Origin of the sequence: Solwaraspora sp. WMMB335, assembly GCF_049179075.1 — a bacterium.
Lineage (GTDB): Bacteria > Actinomycetota > Actinomycetes > Mycobacteriales > Micromonosporaceae > Micromonospora_E.
This window is the reverse complement of sequence record NZ_JBMHMF010000001.1, coordinates 2,323,119-2,338,786: the sequence shown is the minus strand read 5'-3', so window position 1 is coordinate 2,338,786 and position 15,668 is coordinate 2,323,119. Positions and strand designations below refer to the sequence as shown.

The window sequence follows — 15,668 nt, the reverse complement described above, 5'->3', positions numbered from 1 at the left end:
CCTCGGGAGGATGTTCATCATGGAAGGCATGGGCAAGAAACCACGCCGGCCGCGCAGAGCGTTCACGCCGGAGTTCAAGGCGGAGATCGTCGAGGTGTGCCGGCGGGGTGACCGGACGATCGTGCAGGTCGCGAGGGACTTCGACCTGACCGAGACCGCGGTCCGTGAGTGGGTCAGGCAGGCCGACGTCGACGCCGGCACCCGGTCGGACGGGTTGACCAGCGACGAGCGCGACGAGTTGGCGCGGCTGCGGCGGGAGAACCGCCGGCTTCGCGAGGACGTCGACATCCTCAAACGCGCCACGGCTTTCTTCGCGACGGAGACCCGGTGAACGTGTACCCGTTCATCGAGGCGGAGAAGGCGCGGCCCGACGGGAACGTGAAGCGTTCCTGTGAGCTGCTGGAGGTCTCCCGGTCCGCCTACTACCAGCACCGCACCGGGCCGTCGCGGCGGGAACGCGACGACGCAGACCTTGCCGCCCGTATCGCGGAGATCCACGCCGACTCGGCCGGCACCTACGGCGCGCCCCGGGTCCGCGCCGAACTCGCCGCCCAGGGGCGGCGGCACTCCCGTAAACGCGTCGCGCGGCTGATGCGGGGCGCCGGGCTGTGCGGCCGCACGCCGAAGCGGTGGCGCACCACGACCGTGCCCGACCCGGGGGCGGCGTTGTCGGCGGACCTGATCCGCCGGGACTTCGACGTCGCCGCCGGCCGGGTCGACACCCGCTGGTGCGGCGACATCACCTACATCCACACGTGGGAGGGCTGGCTGTACCTCGCCACCGTCATCGACATCGCGTCACGTCGGGTGGTGGGCTGGGCGACCGCCGACCACCTGCGGACCGATCTGCCCGCTCAGGCGTTGTCCACCGCGATCGCCGTCCGACGCCCGAGGGGGCCGGTGATCTTCCACAGCGACAGGGGTTGTCAGTACACGAGTGCGCGGTACGCCCGGCTGGCCGACCGCAACGGGGTGCGGTTGTCGGTCGGTGGGCGGGGTCAGTGCTGGGACAACGCCGTCGCGGAGTCGTTCTTCGCCACGATCAAGACCGAACTGCTCGACCGGAGGGCGTGGCCGACCCGGGCCGCCGCCCGTGCGGCGATCTTCGAGTGGATCGAGGGGTGGTACAACACCCGCCGCCGCCATTCCACCCTGGACTACATGAGCCCGGCCGAGTATGAGGCGACGGCCTGTTCCCGCAGGCCGGACAGCAAGGTAGCGTGAGATAACTTACCGACCCTGTCCGTCAAACCGGGTCAACCCCACCCCCGGTACCACGAGCAGACGGCTTGACCGGGTGACGCTTGGGTCAGCCGGGTAGCTTAACAATCCTTGGGCGCCGGTCATGGTGCTCGTCGGGTGCTCGGAGGCCGTGCACCGGACCGACGTCGGCTGGATCGTGCGGCACGTTCGTCCGCTGGAACCGGATGAAATCCGGAGCGACGTGGACCGGTGGGACCCGGACGGACGGGAAGCGTCGATCGACGCTGGCTCTTAATCCGCGGGTTGTAGGTTCGAGTCCTACGCGGCGTACCAGACACCAAGGCCCCGACCGGCGGTTTCCGCCCGGTCGGGGCCTTGGTCGTACGCCGCACGGCCGGCCGGGTGCTCGCCGGGTGCTCGGGAGCCGTTGGACCGGTCGCCGTCCGAAGGGACCAGGGCCGCCTTGGTGGACGCCACCGGCGCAGCCCTCGGGGTGGTCTCATCTTGGTGTCGTCGGCTGGTGGGCGACGATCGCGGCCTCGGGGATGCGGTCTTCGGTGAGTAGAGCGACGAGTTCGTCGAGTAGCCGTTCGAGATCGCCGACGCTGTGCAGGTCGTAGTGCTTGTTGACGATCCTGTCGTCAGCCAGGCGGACCGTCGCCAGTTCGGCTTCCCCGGTGCTCCAGATTGCGATCTCGGCGATCCACGAGGCGGACTCGAGTTCGCTGATTACGATCGGCTTGCCGTGGTTCGGCTCGATCGGCCGTGTGTGCCACGACACGGTCAGACTCGACCAGGTTTCGGTCCGCGCCAGCACCGCGTCGGACAGCGCATCGAGCGGGAACGCCACGCCGACGACTATCGCACGCTTGGCAAAGCGCGCCTCTGCGGTCGAGGCGGCGCGATCCGTTAACCAGTTGAACAGCCGGATCATCGATCCGGCCTGGATCGAGGCGTCGTGGACGGTGAACCCACCCAGGCTAGCTCGCGGTCAGCGCGAGGTCGGGCTGCTGGGCGCGGAGGAGCTGAGCGAGAGCGGCGATTCGCCGTAGCGGTGACAAGTCTGGCGGCGGAATAGGGCTGTCGCTGAGAAGCTGGGACACCGCGTCGCGGACTGCGGTGTGCAGGGGCGAATCTTCGATGACGTCGTCGTGCAGGAGGCGATCGCCTCGGTGTGCGGTGATGCGGTGCTGGTTGCGATCGAGCTGCCAGCCGTCTGGGGCTGTGACGGGGTCGAGGTGCGCCACGAATCTGGTTTGCCCGGCGTGCACCGTGATGTGGCGGTGCCTGTCGTCTGACGGCCGGCGGCCTCGGCTCCACTGGCTGCGACCGACGGAGCCTGTTCGAGGGGTGCTGCCGAGGATGACAGTTGAGCCGGTGATGGTCGAGGCGAGTTCGAGGGTGACGTGGTGGTCGTTGACAGCGATGGTCGTTCGTTCGGTGAGCGCGGAGACGAACATGCGTGGGTCGTAGGTGGCGGTCAGCTCGGAGCGTTGTGGGTCATCTGCGAGGTACGTTGTCCAGACCTCGGCGGGCAGGAACTGCCGTAGCGCGGTGAGCATGTGCAGCCACTCGTAGCCGAGCACTCCGTAGGAACGGTCGACGAAGCGTCCGCGTGAGATGTCGACGGTGCGGTCCTTGCTGAACGTGACGCCGATGTGGTGGATCGTCGCGTCGGGCTCGATCTCGCCGACGGTTTTCCATAGCGCGTCGAGGGCCCGGCTGTGCCGGTACTGGTCGACGAGGACCAGCCGGGCATTGCGGTGGCTGGCCAGCAGCGCGGTCAGTTCGGCGATCTCGTGGCCCTGGCAGGCGGGCTTCTCCAGCAGTACCCGTGCCTGCGGATCGCGGGCCAGGATCGATCGGAGGACCGGAAGGTGATCGGCGGTAGGGCAGCACACCGACCACAGGGCCACGGCCGATACGACGGCATCGGGCAGATCATCGACGCCGGTGGTGAATTTGCGGAAGTCTTTGGGGAGGTGCTGGTGCTTGGGGTCGAGGATGGTCAGCGATGCACCCGCATCGGCGAGGATCTCCGCGTGCAGGCGCCCGGCGACGCCGTAGCCGACGATGCAGGCCCGCAGCCCGCCGACGTTGGGTGCGGCGCCGGAGAGCGCGGTCGCGGCCGGAGTGTCGGCTGGCGGCGTCGTGAGATACGTGTCGTAGTAGGCCTCGTAGAGCCCAGCGGCTCGTACGGCGTCGTTGACGACCTCGACGTGCACGCCGGGCGTCAGCTGGTCTGCATTTCGGCACATCCACCCGGCGGCGATCAAGGTGCCGGCCCGGTAGGCGTCGTAGCCCTGGTTGGGGATGGCGTCGGCTTCGTACAGGTTGAGTGAGCGACCGTCGCCGAGCACGGTGGCGTGGCGTCCGTTGTCGAGGCGGTATCTGCGACCGAGGCCGGGGACATTGGTCGCCTGTCCCGCGTATCGGGGGGTGGCGAGCAGGCTGAAATCCTTGGTGGCAAACGGTGCGAGAAACACGTCGTCCGGCATGAGGGTCAGGTCGGTGGCGGTGATGGCGTCGTTTCCGGCGGTACCGACGACGAGGAATGGGGATGCGGCTATCAGCGCGTCGCTGACACGGCGGTGGGTGGTGTAGCCGGCTTCGGCGGCGGTGATGAGGGTGAGCGGATCGGTGTCGACGATGTGGACCTGGGCGCCCTGAGCGCGCAGGTTGCCCGCGAGGCGCGAACCAAGCTCACCGAAGCCGACGACGAGCACCCGACGTCCGCTGAGCTTGTGGGCGGCCAGAAGAGCCCGTAGGCGGCGGGCGCAGGATTCGGCGATCTCATGGTATCCGAGGCGCGTCTTGAGCTCGGAGTGGGCGAGGTTGAGCACCGGGATCGCCAGTGGCCCGGCGGCGTCGATGCGTTTGATTCCGGACACCGTCAGCTCGATGGCGGCGTCGACGCGACGGGGCGCATCTCTGCCGCCGTACCCCTGTGCGATGAGCCCGCCGTCGTCGATGACGAGCACCCGACATCCTGCGGCGTGGGCCTCGTCGATGAAGGCGTCGACGGTGGCCCGCGCGGCTGCCAGCTCGATTTCGTGGCTGGCGGGCGCGTTGATTGCGGTGTTGTCGAGGACACCGCTGGCGATGCCGTGGGCAAGCAGCGTGGCGTGAACTCGGTCGCGGCGGAGAGTGCGGTCGCCTTTAGCTAGGGCATAGATCCGGTGTGCTGGGATTCCGGCGCGGTGGATGCCGAGCAGAAATCCGAGCGTGTTTTCGACATAGTGGTCGCGGAAGATCAGGGCCCAGCCGTCGAGGCCGAGGTCGGCGGTGGCGTACTGGTCGATGAGCGGCAAGTGGGTGCGGAGGCGACCCAGTTCGCTGTCGCTGTGGCGGCGCAGCCGCAGCGTCAGATCGTTGACCAGTGCGGTTCTCGTTGCGTCGTCGGCGCTGGAGTCGAGCAGGACTTCAAGGTGCGTTTCAGACTCCAGGTTGTGGGCCTGGCTGTCCGGGGCCTGTGGGAGATGGTCGCGCCAGCGGACGGTGACATTCACTGATTGGTCCTCCCGCAGGAGGACTGCTGTGTCGGGCTGTGGGTGGGTGACGAGGAGCCCGTGCACGGAGGCGATCTGTCCCAGCGCTGCGCGCAACTCCTCCGGGGTCACCGGGCCATGTAGGACGTGCCAGTTCCGGTCGAGTGGGGGGTTCTGGGTGGTCATCATGTTCCTCACTGTGAGGAGGTGGTTGGTGTCAGCGGTCCGCGATGATGCCGTGGAGGAGATCGTCGGTGTCGGCCTGGTGGTCGAGCAGGACGATCGCTGCGCGGTGGCGTAGGAGCCAGAATTCGTCGAGGGCGTCCTGGAACAGGCCAGGCTTGAGGTAGTGCTGCTTGACTCCGTACAGGCTGGTGAGCAGTTGCAGCAGCGCGACCCGGGCACAGGACCGGATGTCGTCGTCGGTCACCGTGGGGTTGGTCCGCACGTAGCCTTCGATCAGCGTTCGCGCGATGGTGAGCCAATCTGCCGTCGTGGCGACCGTGTTGGGGTAGAACGCCACCCGGCCCACCTCGTAGGAGACGAAGAACGGGTCCGGCGGCCGGAAATCGATCACGGCGGAAAGCCGGTCGCCATCGAAGATCAGGTTCACTGGGCTGTAGTCGCCGTGCAGGATCTGGGTGGTGAGCTTGGGCAGGTCCTTCATGAGCCGGGGAATTTCGGCGATGGAATCTCGTCGCTCGGCGAGCGTGCGGGCGGCTTGGGTATCGAAGGGGTCGGCAGGACCGGCCGCGATGCGAGCCTCGGCGATGTCGATGAGACGGTCGACGGTTGCTGCCAGACCGACGAGGTCGACGGCGAGCCAGTTCTGTGCTTGCGGCGATGGTCCCGCGCTGGCGGGCAGGGTGGCGAAGGCGGCGTGGATACGACCAAGGGTCGTGCCAGCGGCGAGCGCCTGACCCGCTGTCAGGTCAGTGGTGACGACGGCCCCGGGCATCCACTCCCACACGGATACCGCATACAGGGAACTGGTGTCGATCGGGTCTCCGGCATGGTTACGGAGCAGCCCGGCGACCGGCGTGCCGTGGCGCTCGGCGAGTGCCGACAGCTCGATAGCGGCGGCTTCGCCGGCCAGGTCCGTGCCGGGTGGATAGTTCTTGACGAAGACGTCTCGGCCTACGCACGTCGCCCGGTAGTTGGTCGTTCCCTGCCCGATGGGTAGCTGGACCAGACGGGCCGGTGCGAGTCCGTAGCGGCGCAGGAGAAGGTCGGCGATCGTGCGTGCGGGTTCGCTGGTGAGTTCGGTCATCGGAGGGACTCTCCCGTCGCGACTTCGTGTGGTGGGCAACCGGACGCGGCTGGTGCGGAGGGTTGGTCCGGTAGCAGTTCTTTGGCGAGCGCTTCGTAGATCTGGCCGGTGCGTTTCCACCGGCCGGCTGAGCTGCTCGGCGGCCTGGGGGCCTTCCGCTCGACGGCACGTCGTGGTGTCATCAGAGCGGCTTCCGCTGCGGCCATCGCGGGTCCGAGGTCGCCTTCGGCGGGTGTCAGCCATCGGGGACGGTCTCGGGTGATTTCCTCGACGGCGGGTAGATCGGGGGCGATTACCGGCAGGTGATAGCAGATGGCGGTGGTGACCGAGCTGGGGTGCAGAACCTCCGAGAAGAAGTCGTAGCCGTCATCGCTGCGGTACGGGCAGACAGCGGCGTCTGCGGCAGCGTAGAGGTGGCCGGCCTGCTCAGGTGGCACGCGGTGTGGATACCAGATGGCTCGGCCTTCGGCGTCGGCGACGACGCGATTGATGTCGGCCGAGATCGCTGGGTCGCGGCTGGCGCCGGCGATTACCAGGCTCGCGCGGGTGGCGTGAGCGAGGAAGGCCGCAGCGGTGGCGGGTACGTCCTTGTACCGGGTGATGTGGCCCAGTAGCAGGAACGTCAGGGACTGGTCACGCATGTGCTTCACCAGCTCGGAGACCGCGCCGCTCGGCGCTCGCTCGGGGTCGTCCAGCCCGGCCCAGCCGACCACCCGCACGTCCGCGCCCGTGCGGGCTCGCAGCGCGGTGGCATCTGCGTGCGTGTGGCACAGGACGACGTCGGCGAGGTCGAGGACACCCCGGGTCACGGTGTCATCGGTGTCGGTCGCCGCGTCGCCGTCGATCGGTTTCAGGTTGTGGACCGTCCAGACCACGCGCCAGCCGGCCTGCCGCAGACCGGCCAGGGTCGCCAACAACCTTTCGGCAGCCTGTGGTGTACGTGCCCCCTCAGACGCGTCGTGGTAGAGCCGTTTGAGCCGGTGCAGGTTGAGTACGCCGGGCGGCTGCATCGCGTTGACGCTGGCGAGGTCCGGACGGAAGGCCAACGGAAGCGTCATCGGGGCGTAACGGTGGAGGTGAGCAAAGTACGGGCTCGGCCAGCGTGGGTAGTCCGTGGCAATGACCCATCGGCGAGGCATCGCGGTCGGTGCGGACGTCATAGGTTTGCCTCCGAGCGGGAGTGCCACCAGGCAACGGCGCGGCGGTAGCGGTCCAGGCAGACCTGCGGGCTGCGGTCGGCGCCGGTCCATTCGAAGGCGATCTCGACCGGGCTGTCGTTCTCCAGGTGCCCGAACGTCTTTGCCACGATTTCGTAGCCGGCACCGGGCACATGATCGTCACCGTCGCTGATGTGAATGACGCGGGTGCGCGGTGCGAGGACGGACACCTGAGCGGCGAGATTGTCGGGATCCTCGGAACGCCGCCACGCCTGTTGGATCTGAGCCGTGTCCATCAGCAACGCGAGCCATGGGGCTCGTTCGAGGTGCGTAACCAGCGCATCGACTGAATGATCTGTGAACCATGCCGGCTCATGTAGCTCGATGAGCGTCGTCAGCCCGTGGCGGGCGGCGAGGTCTGGCACCGCCAGGTCGGCCCACTGCCGCTGGTCGAGGTGATGCCTGGCGAGCAGTCGAACCGCGTGCGCTCGCAGTACGGACGCGGCGTGGCCCAGCCGGTTGAGTTCGGCGCTGGCCCGCCAGTACGTAGGAGTGCCCGGCCGAGCGAAATCGATCAGATCGAGATCTGCGGTGACAACGGTGATCGGCACGCTGACCTGGGAGCAGCGGGCCCACCGATCGAGCGTGGGGGTGTCACGCCTGGCCAGATCGAATCCGCGCGGGCCGCCGCGCAGGTGCAAGAACGGAACCCCGTGCTCCACCGCGAGCGCGAGTAGGGCTTCCGGATCGACGCCACGGATTCCGATGCTGTAGAGGCCGACGGCCGTCGGCGTCGAACTGGTCACGACCACTCCAGGATCACGAATGGTGCAGTACCGCGCCGATTGCCGGCCAGAGCGGCGTAGAACGGACCGGCCCGCTCGCCCGGAAACCGGGCGAACCAGCGCGGCACTGCGTCGATGTCGACCGTGTCGCCCACCCAACCCAGCACGGTCTCGAATGCCGACCGCCTCGCCTGGTCCGAGTGACCGGCAAGTTCATGCATGCCCACCACAGCGACGCCTTGCCGGTGCACGGCAGCGGAAGACAGGTCCGCCGCGTCTCCCGGCGTGCCCAGCAAGCCAAGGAGCCCGCCCGGGGTGACCATGGCCAGCGCTCGCGTCGGACGCCCGGTGCAGTCGATGACAAAAGTCTGCGTCGCTACCCCGGGCGGCTCGGTCAGCATGGTCACGTCCGGTATGACCGCCGCAGCCGGTCGCGGATGCCGGGTAACTGCCACCACCTGCGCCACACCTCGGCGCTTGAGTTCCAGCACACAGCCGAGGGCGACCGGTCCGCCGCCGATGACTACAACCGGCTCCGAGACGCGGTTGTCCGACATCCAGCGGCGCAGGCCAAGAGCCGCTATCAGCTGGAACCGGGCAACTGCGACGTGCTCGGGTCTGGTCCCCGGCGGGATCGGCAGCGCGCGGTGGTCGTCAGGCTGGGCGTCAGCACCGTGAGGCACGGGTGTCAGTAGCTGCCCACCATCCAGCGAATCGGTGACTGTCATGTACCCGGCAGCATGATCGTCTTCATCAGCTGTGGCGAGAAGATGCCGCAGCTCAGTCCCAGGGCTGACCACGCTGTACCGAGCCGCGAGCCAACCCTGCCTCGCGGGCACGCGCGGCACGACAGTGGCGGTACCCCGCCGGAAGATGATCCGAGCACCTATACCTTTCGGATCGATCATGGCCATCGCTCCAGCAGGTTTGGCAGCTCGGCCACGTGCGCGATGACCGGGACGTCCTCGGGCAGGCCAGGCGGCGGTTCCCCGGCGCACACCAGGGCAGCCCGCATCCCGGCGGCACGCGGGCCGACGACGTCCTTGTCGAGAGTGTCGCCGACGAACAGCACTGCCCCCGGTACACCTCCGGCAGCGTCGACCACCGCAGCGTAGAAGCGGGGATCGGGCTTGGTGAACCCGATGTCGCTGGACAGCACAAGGGCATCGAAATGCTCCACCAAGCCGGCGACCGCAAGCGTCCGTCGCCGGTGGGCGATCGGGCGCTGAGTGTTGCAAGCCAGGACCAGCTCCCGCTGGCTGCGGCGAAGCGTCCGGACCGCAGCGGCGGCACGCGGATCGACGACAGCGTCGGGCACCGACTCCCACAGCGCGTCAACCACCGCGTCCAGGTCTGGCGGCTGAGCGCTCACGCGCTGCCAGGCATCCGCGAGAATCGTCTCCCACGGTGTCTGGACACCTTGCCGGTATGCCGCCTTCGCCTCGGCACGCACTTCGTCGACCGCGACGTCAAGCCCAGCGGGACTCGGCCAGCCAGACCGCGACTCCAACACGGCCACGACGTCGCGGCCGCACGGTGACGCCCCTGGAGTTGCGAGCGTGCCGCCGAAATCTAGCGCCACCGCTGCCACAGCTAACGTATTCACCGCCGATCCTCCTCACGCTGCATGGCATCAACCACCGACGCGATGTCGCCTGGGCTGCCCCGCACCCACCAACAACGAATGGTGGATGCCAGCCGACGCACCAGCCGCAGTCGACGGCGGGCTAACTCGGGGCCCTCCAGAAGCGACAACGGGTCCGCCGCCGCGTCGTCCAGAATCTTGCTCAGCAGGTGCCCGCTCGCCCGGTACAGCGCGTTCGCGGCCACCTGTTCCCCACAAGGAGCCGGTGGTGACCCGAAGCTGTTGCCATCCACCGCCACCATCACGATGCCCGCAAGATCCGCGACCGCATTGCTGGCGTCACTGGGAAGGCTCGCGGCGAGATCTACCCGCTCGTCATCCGGCTGGCCGAGAACAAAGGTGGGGAACCACCGCTCAATCGCAGATCGTCGCAACACATAGGCGCGGGTGCCGCCGACCACGTCGAAGCTGCCCTGGCCATTCAGCCTCACGAGGCAGGTGTCCCCCGCGAGGGGAGACCAGCCCATCGACGTGATCATGGCCAGCCCAGTGAGACTCTTTCCGGCGCCGTAGTCGCCGATCAGCAGCATCGCGTGGCCCGCCTTCGCCACGGCGACACCGTGCACGCTCAGCGTGTCGTCGTAGAGGTGCTCGGCATGGAATCTGGCGTTGATGGTGCGCCGGGCATCGGCCTGGGTGGTCGCGTCAGCAAGGGTGAGCGACGTGTTCTCGCTATCCACTTCGATTGGTTCGCTGCGCGCAGTGGGGATCTGCGCCAAGAGCGTGTGCCACCACCGGCCCAGGTGGGGTGGTCCTGCTACCACCAACCGGTTGCTACCGCTGTGAACAGCCCAACGGATGGTCACGACGCGCTCCCCATGATCCAGGGGAGGTGGGCGGCGAGAGCATCCCATACTGGCAGCGACGGCAACCGCGCCATGTCCGGTACGCGTAGTTCGACTACCGCAACCTCGGCGCTGCGGAGCGCAGCGAGCAAGTCGGCCTGCCCGATCTCCGTTGACCGGAGCAGCTGCGCTGGCGGCCCAGCGACACCGAGAAGGTCGAGCATCATCAACCGTTGAGCGGGAATCTGAGCCGCGACCGTCAGCGCTGACCCGAGCCGGTCTACGCCGATATTCCCATCGACCAGCCCGTGCCGCCCCGGGGAGGTGGCACTGGTTGGACTGACCACGACGACCGCCCCCACCATCGTGGGTCCGGTCCGCTGGATGTCAAACATGGAAGCGTACTCGGGTGGGCTGAGCACCAACCGGTGCCGTCGAGAGCTACTCCCGAAGGTGTTGAGCGCAGTCGCAGTGGTGGGCCTTTCGTGTGTCATGGTGTTCAGAAGTTCCAACGGGATACTGACTCGGGTTGGCCAGCCGACCGCGATCACGCCGCCGGAACTGGGGCGGAGGAGTACAAGGTCGTCGGACATGAACTTGGCGGACAACTCGACAGACGCCCGGTGCGCCAGCGTCGACTTGCCGCCATGTGAGCCGGCAAGAAAGACCACCGCCTGAGGACCGACGTCCGTGTCGACGCTTACGGCCGCAGCGTGCATCAGGTACCAACCATCCGCGAGTAAGCGCGTTCCGAAGAACATCCGGCCAACCCAGTCCGGCCACCGCCGGCTCGGTTCGTCCCCGGAGGGCAGCAGCAACCGTGTTCGTTGGGACTGGGCGTCTACCTCAATGAGAGTCTCAGCGGAGCCCCGCCGATACTGACCGGCGAGGACAAGACGGCCGCCCGCTACATCGACGAGCTCCAGCCGCCGGCCGATGTCAGCCCATGAAAGGACCGGATGGCCACGGCGGCGACCAGCGCTGACCGAGGCAAGCGCGATGTGGACCGACCAACCAGGTTTCGTAGCCGACGGCTCCGCCATTGAACATGGCGGGGCCAACACCGCCAGTGCGTCATCCGTCAGGCCCTGCGCGTCGGCGGTGAACCGTAGGCAATGCCCTGCAAGAACCAGGTCCCTTGGTGCTCCCGATGACCGCTTGGGCAGCCCAGCCGCACTGGACATCAGCGTCACCACAATCCTCCTTACTGGACAATTGCGCCATGTATGCCCAAATCTCAACGACCTCGATGATCGCGGTCATAGAGCAGATCCTCGGGATTGAGCGCCCGGCTGCGCCCAGCGACTGCCCAACCCGTGCGATCCGGCGGCAGCTGTCCCGCGTCCGGCTCGCGGCCAGAAGAAGGCGGTGGCGAGCCGGGATACCGATCAGGGTCGTCCCCGGCTGCCACGATGACAGACGCGGCGGATGCCCGTACCGGGCATGGCGCAGTTCTGCCACAGCTCGAGCACGTTCTGGCTGTGGTGGCGTGGTGGCGCTGGTACAGCTCCACGGCCGTGGAGTGAGTCAGAGTGCCGCGCAGGGTCGAGATCGGTCGATGCATCACAGTTCACCGAGCCTCCGCTGATGCAGGCGGACGCCCCTGACTTCGCTGACCGGCGGCGCGTCAACCAGGTGCGAGCTGATGAAGCCGGCTGCTCCGGTGACCAGAACGCGGGACATTATCGGCGTCGCTCCTTCCGCACGCTCTGTTCGAACAGCCGCTGCCAGACGTGGGTGAACAGCGGAGGATCGGTGCTCGGCGCGGCGGGGCCATCTCCCGCGATCGGCGAGCCGCCGTCGCCCGACCTGACGGTGCCGGCGACAACTGCCGTCCTCGCGGCGTTACGGGAGAGGTAGATCGTCATCGCAGTCCCGCCTCCGACCTGTGCACGCCGCGCCTGAGTCGGGCAAGCCCGCCGCCGGGTCGTCGGCGTTGGTCGCCGGAGTGGCGGACCCGCCGCGATACCGGCGGGTCCGCCACCGCGAGGCGGCGGCTGGGAGCACCCCGCCGGTCACCCACCCGCGCAGCCCCAGTGGCGGTACGCGGGTGAGGAATCAACCTCACGGAACCGAATCCGACCGCCGTGGCGGCAGTCCGGTCCTGCCGAGGTGACGCGTTCTCGAATCTGATCGATGTGTCTACCATGAACCTCATGCCGTTGACGGATCGGGTCGGTGAGAATCGGGGGCGCCAGGGAGCGGCGTCATTCGATGCTCGGCATCAGCGAACCGTCTACAGGCGGTGACCGGTACCGTCCGCTACCCGTCCAATCGCGACCAGGTAGTGACGACCCGTAGCCGCGGTGGCTAGCGTGATCCATGTCGACAGGTGAAGCCCGGAGGTACGTGATGGCGGGACGGCGCTACCCCCCGAACCGGCGGCTCGCGTGGGAAAGGCTCCAACGCGGCTGGTCCTACGAGGAGATCACCGAACACATCCGCGCCGAGATGAGTCGCGCTGGCGAGACCGACACCGGGCTCAACGCCAACACCGTCCGACGCTGGGAGATCGGCGAGCGGTGGCCCGACCCGCGCTACCGCAAGCATCTGGTCGCGATCCTCGGCAAGCCGGCAAGCGACCTCGGCCTGCTCACCCCCGACGAGCTGGCCGTGCGCCCGGACGCGGAAACACTGCACGAGTTCAGGAGGTTGTGGGAGATGCTCATTGGAGACGACAACAGCAACGGATGGGACCGCGCATCGGTACTACGCGCGCTCGTCGGCGCCAGCATGCTGCCCCTGGTCGCGCCCCTGCTGTCCCTCGATCCAGACGCCGCCCACGCCGACGGCAGAACCGTCGACCCCGACTCGTACCAGCAGATCGTGCGCTGCCAGCGTGAGCTGTACTGGACCAGCCCGGCCCGCCCGCTCTACGAGGCCGCCTACGCCCACACCCAGCTCGGCGTCGGACTCCTGCGCGCCGCCGCCACCGGTACCAGCCGGGCCACTCTCGCCAGCGCCCTCGCGGAATCCGCGCTGCTCACCGCCCGGCTCGCCTTCTTCGACCTCAGCCAACCCGCCGTCGCCGAACGCTGCTACGACGTCGCCCTCGCCGCCACCCGTGAGGCCGGCGACCACGCCCTGGCCGCCACCGTCCTCGGCCACATGGCGTTCATCCCCGCCTTCGGCCACCAACCGGCCAACGCCCGCCCGCTGATCGACGCTGCCCTGCAACACACCTGGCACGGCGTCAGCCCCACAATCCGCTCCTGGCTGCACTGCGTCGCCTCGGAGGTCGAGGCCCGCGCCGGAGAGGCGGCCGCGAGTCGCCGCCACATCGACCTCGCCGCCGGCGCGGTCGACAGCGACTCCACCCCACCCGAGTGGCTCGACTTCTACGACAACGGCCGCCTGCACTCGTTCGCCGGGTACGCCGCCCTCGCCAGCGGCGACCACAGCGAAGCCGCCGGACAGCTCAACCAGGCGCTCGCCACGCTCACCGGCACCAGCGCCAAGCAGCGCAGCGTTGTCCTCGCAGACCTGGCCACCGCGCATGGCGGTGACGGCGATCGCGCCGCCGACTACCTCAACCAGGCCGTCGACGCCCTACACACCGACTGGTACGGCACCGGCCTCGACCGGGTCCGAGCCGTCCGTCCGACGCTCGGCGACAGCCGACACGGCGCACTGCTCGACGAACGCGTCGCCGCTCTCACCGCCGGCCGGGCCGCGCTTTCGGGATAGTCAGCGAGCTGACTCGTTGTGCTTGCGGACGAGGTCGGGCAGCTCTGCCAGCGAGTCGAGCTGGAACAGGCAGCGGTCGATGACCGTCTGGTCGTCGAGGATGTGTCCCCACGGGCCGCGACGGATCAGGGCGGTCGCGATCCCCGCCTGCTGCGCGGGCCGGATGTCGTTGTCCAACCGATCCCCGACATAGAGCACCTGGTCAGCCGGGCAACCTGCCTCGGCGACCACCCGGTCGAAGAACGCGGCAGACGGTTTCTCCACACCCCAGCCGTCCGAGGTGCCGATGATGTCCACCGGCAGGTCGAGGGCCCGCAGGATCGTCTCCGCCCGCGCCGTCTGGTTACCGGCCAGGCCGACCTGCAGCCCTGACTCGCGCAGCGCCGCCAGGCACGGTCGGGCATCCGAGTACAGGTCCTCCTCGGTGAAGGATTCCGGCTGCCCCGCCGCCGTCCGGCGTTGCCGCTCCTCGGCCAGGTCGAACCCCGGCCGGAACACCTGGAAGGTCTCCCGGTAGTCGAGGCCGCGTGCGATCACGGCTCCGAAGGCAGCGGAGAAGGTGTGGCGCGGCACGCCGAGCCAGTCCGCCCAGGTCCCGTACTCACGGGACTCGTCGACGATGGTCTCGCCCACATCGAAGAACACGCTCGCGATCACCCGGCGATTGTGCCTGGCGCGTCCAGCCGGATCAACGTGCACCGCGAGTCGGACCAGCAATGCGGCGATAGGGTGCGGCATATGAGTACCGGTGCTCGGCGGGCAAGTGAGTGGATGATCCACGACGAGCGGGTCATCGACGACACGAGGCGTGCCGTGCTGAGCGTCGCCGATGTCGAGCTACCCGACGGCGTCCGGTTCGAGCAGTACGTACTCAGGGTGCCGTCCGCCGCGATGGTGATCGTCTTGGACGATGCCGACCGCGTGCTGATGATGTGGCGGCACCGGTTCATCATCGACCGGTGGGTCTGGGAGTTGCCGGGCGGCTATCTTGACCACGACGAGGACCCAGTCGTCTGTGCGGCGCGGGAGGTCGAGGAGGAGACCGGCTGGCGGCCCAGGACCATGGAGCCGCTGCTGGGCTTCCAGCCCATGGTCGGCACCATCGATCAGCAGAACGTCATCTACCTGTCCCGAGGGGCCGACCCCACGGGCACCGTGCCTGACATCAACGAGACCGCGCGAATCGGTTGGATCCCGCTGGCCGAGGTAGAGCAACGGATCCACGCCGGGGAGATCGTCGGTGCGGGGTCTGTCGCCGGTCTGCTCGCTGTGCTGCTGGCCAGAGCGACAGGGCGAATTTAGGCGGCTTGGAGTAGCGGCCGTACGCGCGCGGTGACCTCCTGCACCGTCGGCAGCCCGGCGTACGGCGTGAGGCGGTCCGCGAGAGTGGCGAGGTAGGCGCGCGCCCGTCCGGAGCTCAGACTTCAGCGGCTTGTGCCTTTTGGGACGGCACTTCTGTCCTGGGCGGGGGCGGTTCGGGTCGCCTGGTCCGGGGGAGTCCCGCTGGGTCCGGAGGGGTCGTGATCGGCGACTGACATCCGGTGGCACACGGCGGCTCACAGGCAATGGACTGGTAAGGGATGTGGGACTACCGGCGCTGGGAAATCTGTGTGGACTGTAGGCGTCGAAGCTGTTGGAACAGGCGGGT

Annotated in this window: 15 protein-coding genes; 4 read left to right on the top strand and 11 right to left on the bottom strand. The window is 68.2% G+C overall.

The genetic code is table 11. The features are described from left to right. Positions 1-28 precede the first annotated feature (28 nt). On the top strand, positions 29-331 hold the full coding sequence (locus tag ACN27F_RS09855; protein WP_421432723.1) for a transposase: 303 nt from the start codon (positions 29-31) through the stop codon (positions 329-331). After that, positions 328-1,224, top strand: a complete 897-nt coding sequence (locus ACN27F_RS09850; RefSeq protein WP_421432721.1) for an IS3 family transposase — start codon at positions 328-330, stop codon at positions 1,222-1,224. The genes ACN27F_RS09855 and ACN27F_RS09850 overlap by 4 nt, the downstream gene beginning before the upstream one ends. 478 nt (positions 1,225-1,702) lie before the next feature. Here the strand turns inward: ACN27F_RS09850 and ACN27F_RS09845 are convergent, their stop codons facing one another. From ACN27F_RS09845 to amcA, 10 genes are all read right to left on the bottom strand, one after another. Continuing rightward, positions 1,703-2,137, bottom strand: coding sequence for a hypothetical protein (locus ACN27F_RS09845; protein ID WP_421432718.1), 435 nt, complete (start codon positions 2,135-2,137; stop codon positions 1,703-1,705). A gap of 46 nt (positions 2,138-2,183) precedes the next feature. Then, positions 2,184-4,880 carry an NAD(P)-dependent oxidoreductase gene (locus ACN27F_RS09840; RefSeq protein ID WP_421432716.1) on the bottom strand — a complete coding sequence of 899 codons (2,697 nt, stop codon included), beginning with the start codon at positions 4,878-4,880 and terminating at the stop codon, positions 2,184-2,186. Positions 4,881-4,908: 28 nt separating this feature from the next. Then, complete coding sequence (locus ACN27F_RS09835) at positions 4,909-5,961, bottom strand: phosphotransferase enzyme family protein (RefSeq protein WP_421432713.1); 1,053 nt, start codon at positions 5,959-5,961, stop codon at positions 4,909-4,911. Beyond that, positions 5,958-7,019, bottom strand: coding sequence for a glycosyltransferase (locus ACN27F_RS09830; RefSeq protein WP_421432710.1), 1,062 nt, complete (start codon positions 7,017-7,019; stop codon positions 5,958-5,960). The genes ACN27F_RS09835 and ACN27F_RS09830 overlap by 4 nt, the downstream gene beginning before the upstream one ends. Positions 7,020-7,117: 98 nt before the next feature. Then, positions 7,118-7,924, bottom strand: a complete 807-nt coding sequence (locus ACN27F_RS09825; RefSeq protein WP_421432707.1) for a sugar phosphate isomerase/epimerase family protein — start codon at positions 7,922-7,924, stop codon at positions 7,118-7,120. Then, positions 7,921-8,817: a hypothetical protein gene (locus ACN27F_RS09820; protein ID WP_421432704.1), complete on the bottom strand. Its 897-nt coding sequence runs from the start codon at positions 8,815-8,817 to the stop codon at positions 7,921-7,923. Before ACN27F_RS09820 ends, ACN27F_RS09825 begins: the two co-directional genes overlap by 4 nt. Then, entirely contained in the window at positions 8,808-9,509 is a 702-nt protein-coding gene (locus ACN27F_RS09815; protein WP_421432701.1) for an HAD family hydrolase, read from the bottom strand. Before ACN27F_RS09815 ends, ACN27F_RS09820 begins: the two co-directional genes overlap by 10 nt. Beyond that, a complete protein-coding gene (locus ACN27F_RS09810) occupies positions 9,506-10,267 on the bottom strand; it encodes a hypothetical protein (protein ID WP_421432698.1) in 762 nt (253 codons plus the stop codon). Before ACN27F_RS09810 ends, ACN27F_RS09815 begins: the two co-directional genes overlap by 4 nt. 83 nt (positions 10,268-10,350) lie before the next feature. Beyond that, the gene (locus tag ACN27F_RS09805; protein WP_421432695.1) at positions 10,351-11,094 is read right to left on the bottom strand and encodes a hypothetical protein; all 744 of its coding nucleotides are present in this window, start codon (positions 11,092-11,094) and stop codon (positions 10,351-10,353) included. A gap of 921 nt (positions 11,095-12,015) precedes the next feature. Next, on the bottom strand, positions 12,016-12,201 hold the full coding sequence (amcA, locus tag ACN27F_RS09800; protein WP_421432692.1) for a multiple cyclophane-containing RiPP AmcA: 186 nt from the start codon (positions 12,199-12,201) through the stop codon (positions 12,016-12,018). A 484-nt stretch (positions 12,202-12,685) separates the two neighbouring features. Between amcA and ACN27F_RS09795 the strand changes: the two genes are divergently transcribed. After that, positions 12,686-14,020, top strand: a complete 1,335-nt coding sequence (locus ACN27F_RS09795; protein WP_421432689.1) for an XRE family transcriptional regulator — start codon at positions 12,686-12,688, stop codon at positions 14,018-14,020. On the opposite strand, the gene ACN27F_RS09790 is transcribed toward ACN27F_RS09795, so the two are convergent. Next, positions 14,021-14,677: an HAD family hydrolase gene (locus ACN27F_RS09790; RefSeq protein WP_421432686.1), complete on the bottom strand. Its 657-nt coding sequence runs from the start codon at positions 14,675-14,677 to the stop codon at positions 14,021-14,023. Between the two features lie 81 nt (positions 14,678-14,758). Here ACN27F_RS09790 and ACN27F_RS09785 point away from each other — a divergent pair, with 81 nt between their 5' ends. After that, positions 14,759-15,322, top strand: coding sequence for an NUDIX hydrolase (locus ACN27F_RS09785; RefSeq protein WP_421432684.1), 564 nt, complete (start codon positions 14,759-14,761; stop codon positions 15,320-15,322). The last annotated feature ends 346 nt before the right edge of the window (positions 15,323-15,668 follow it).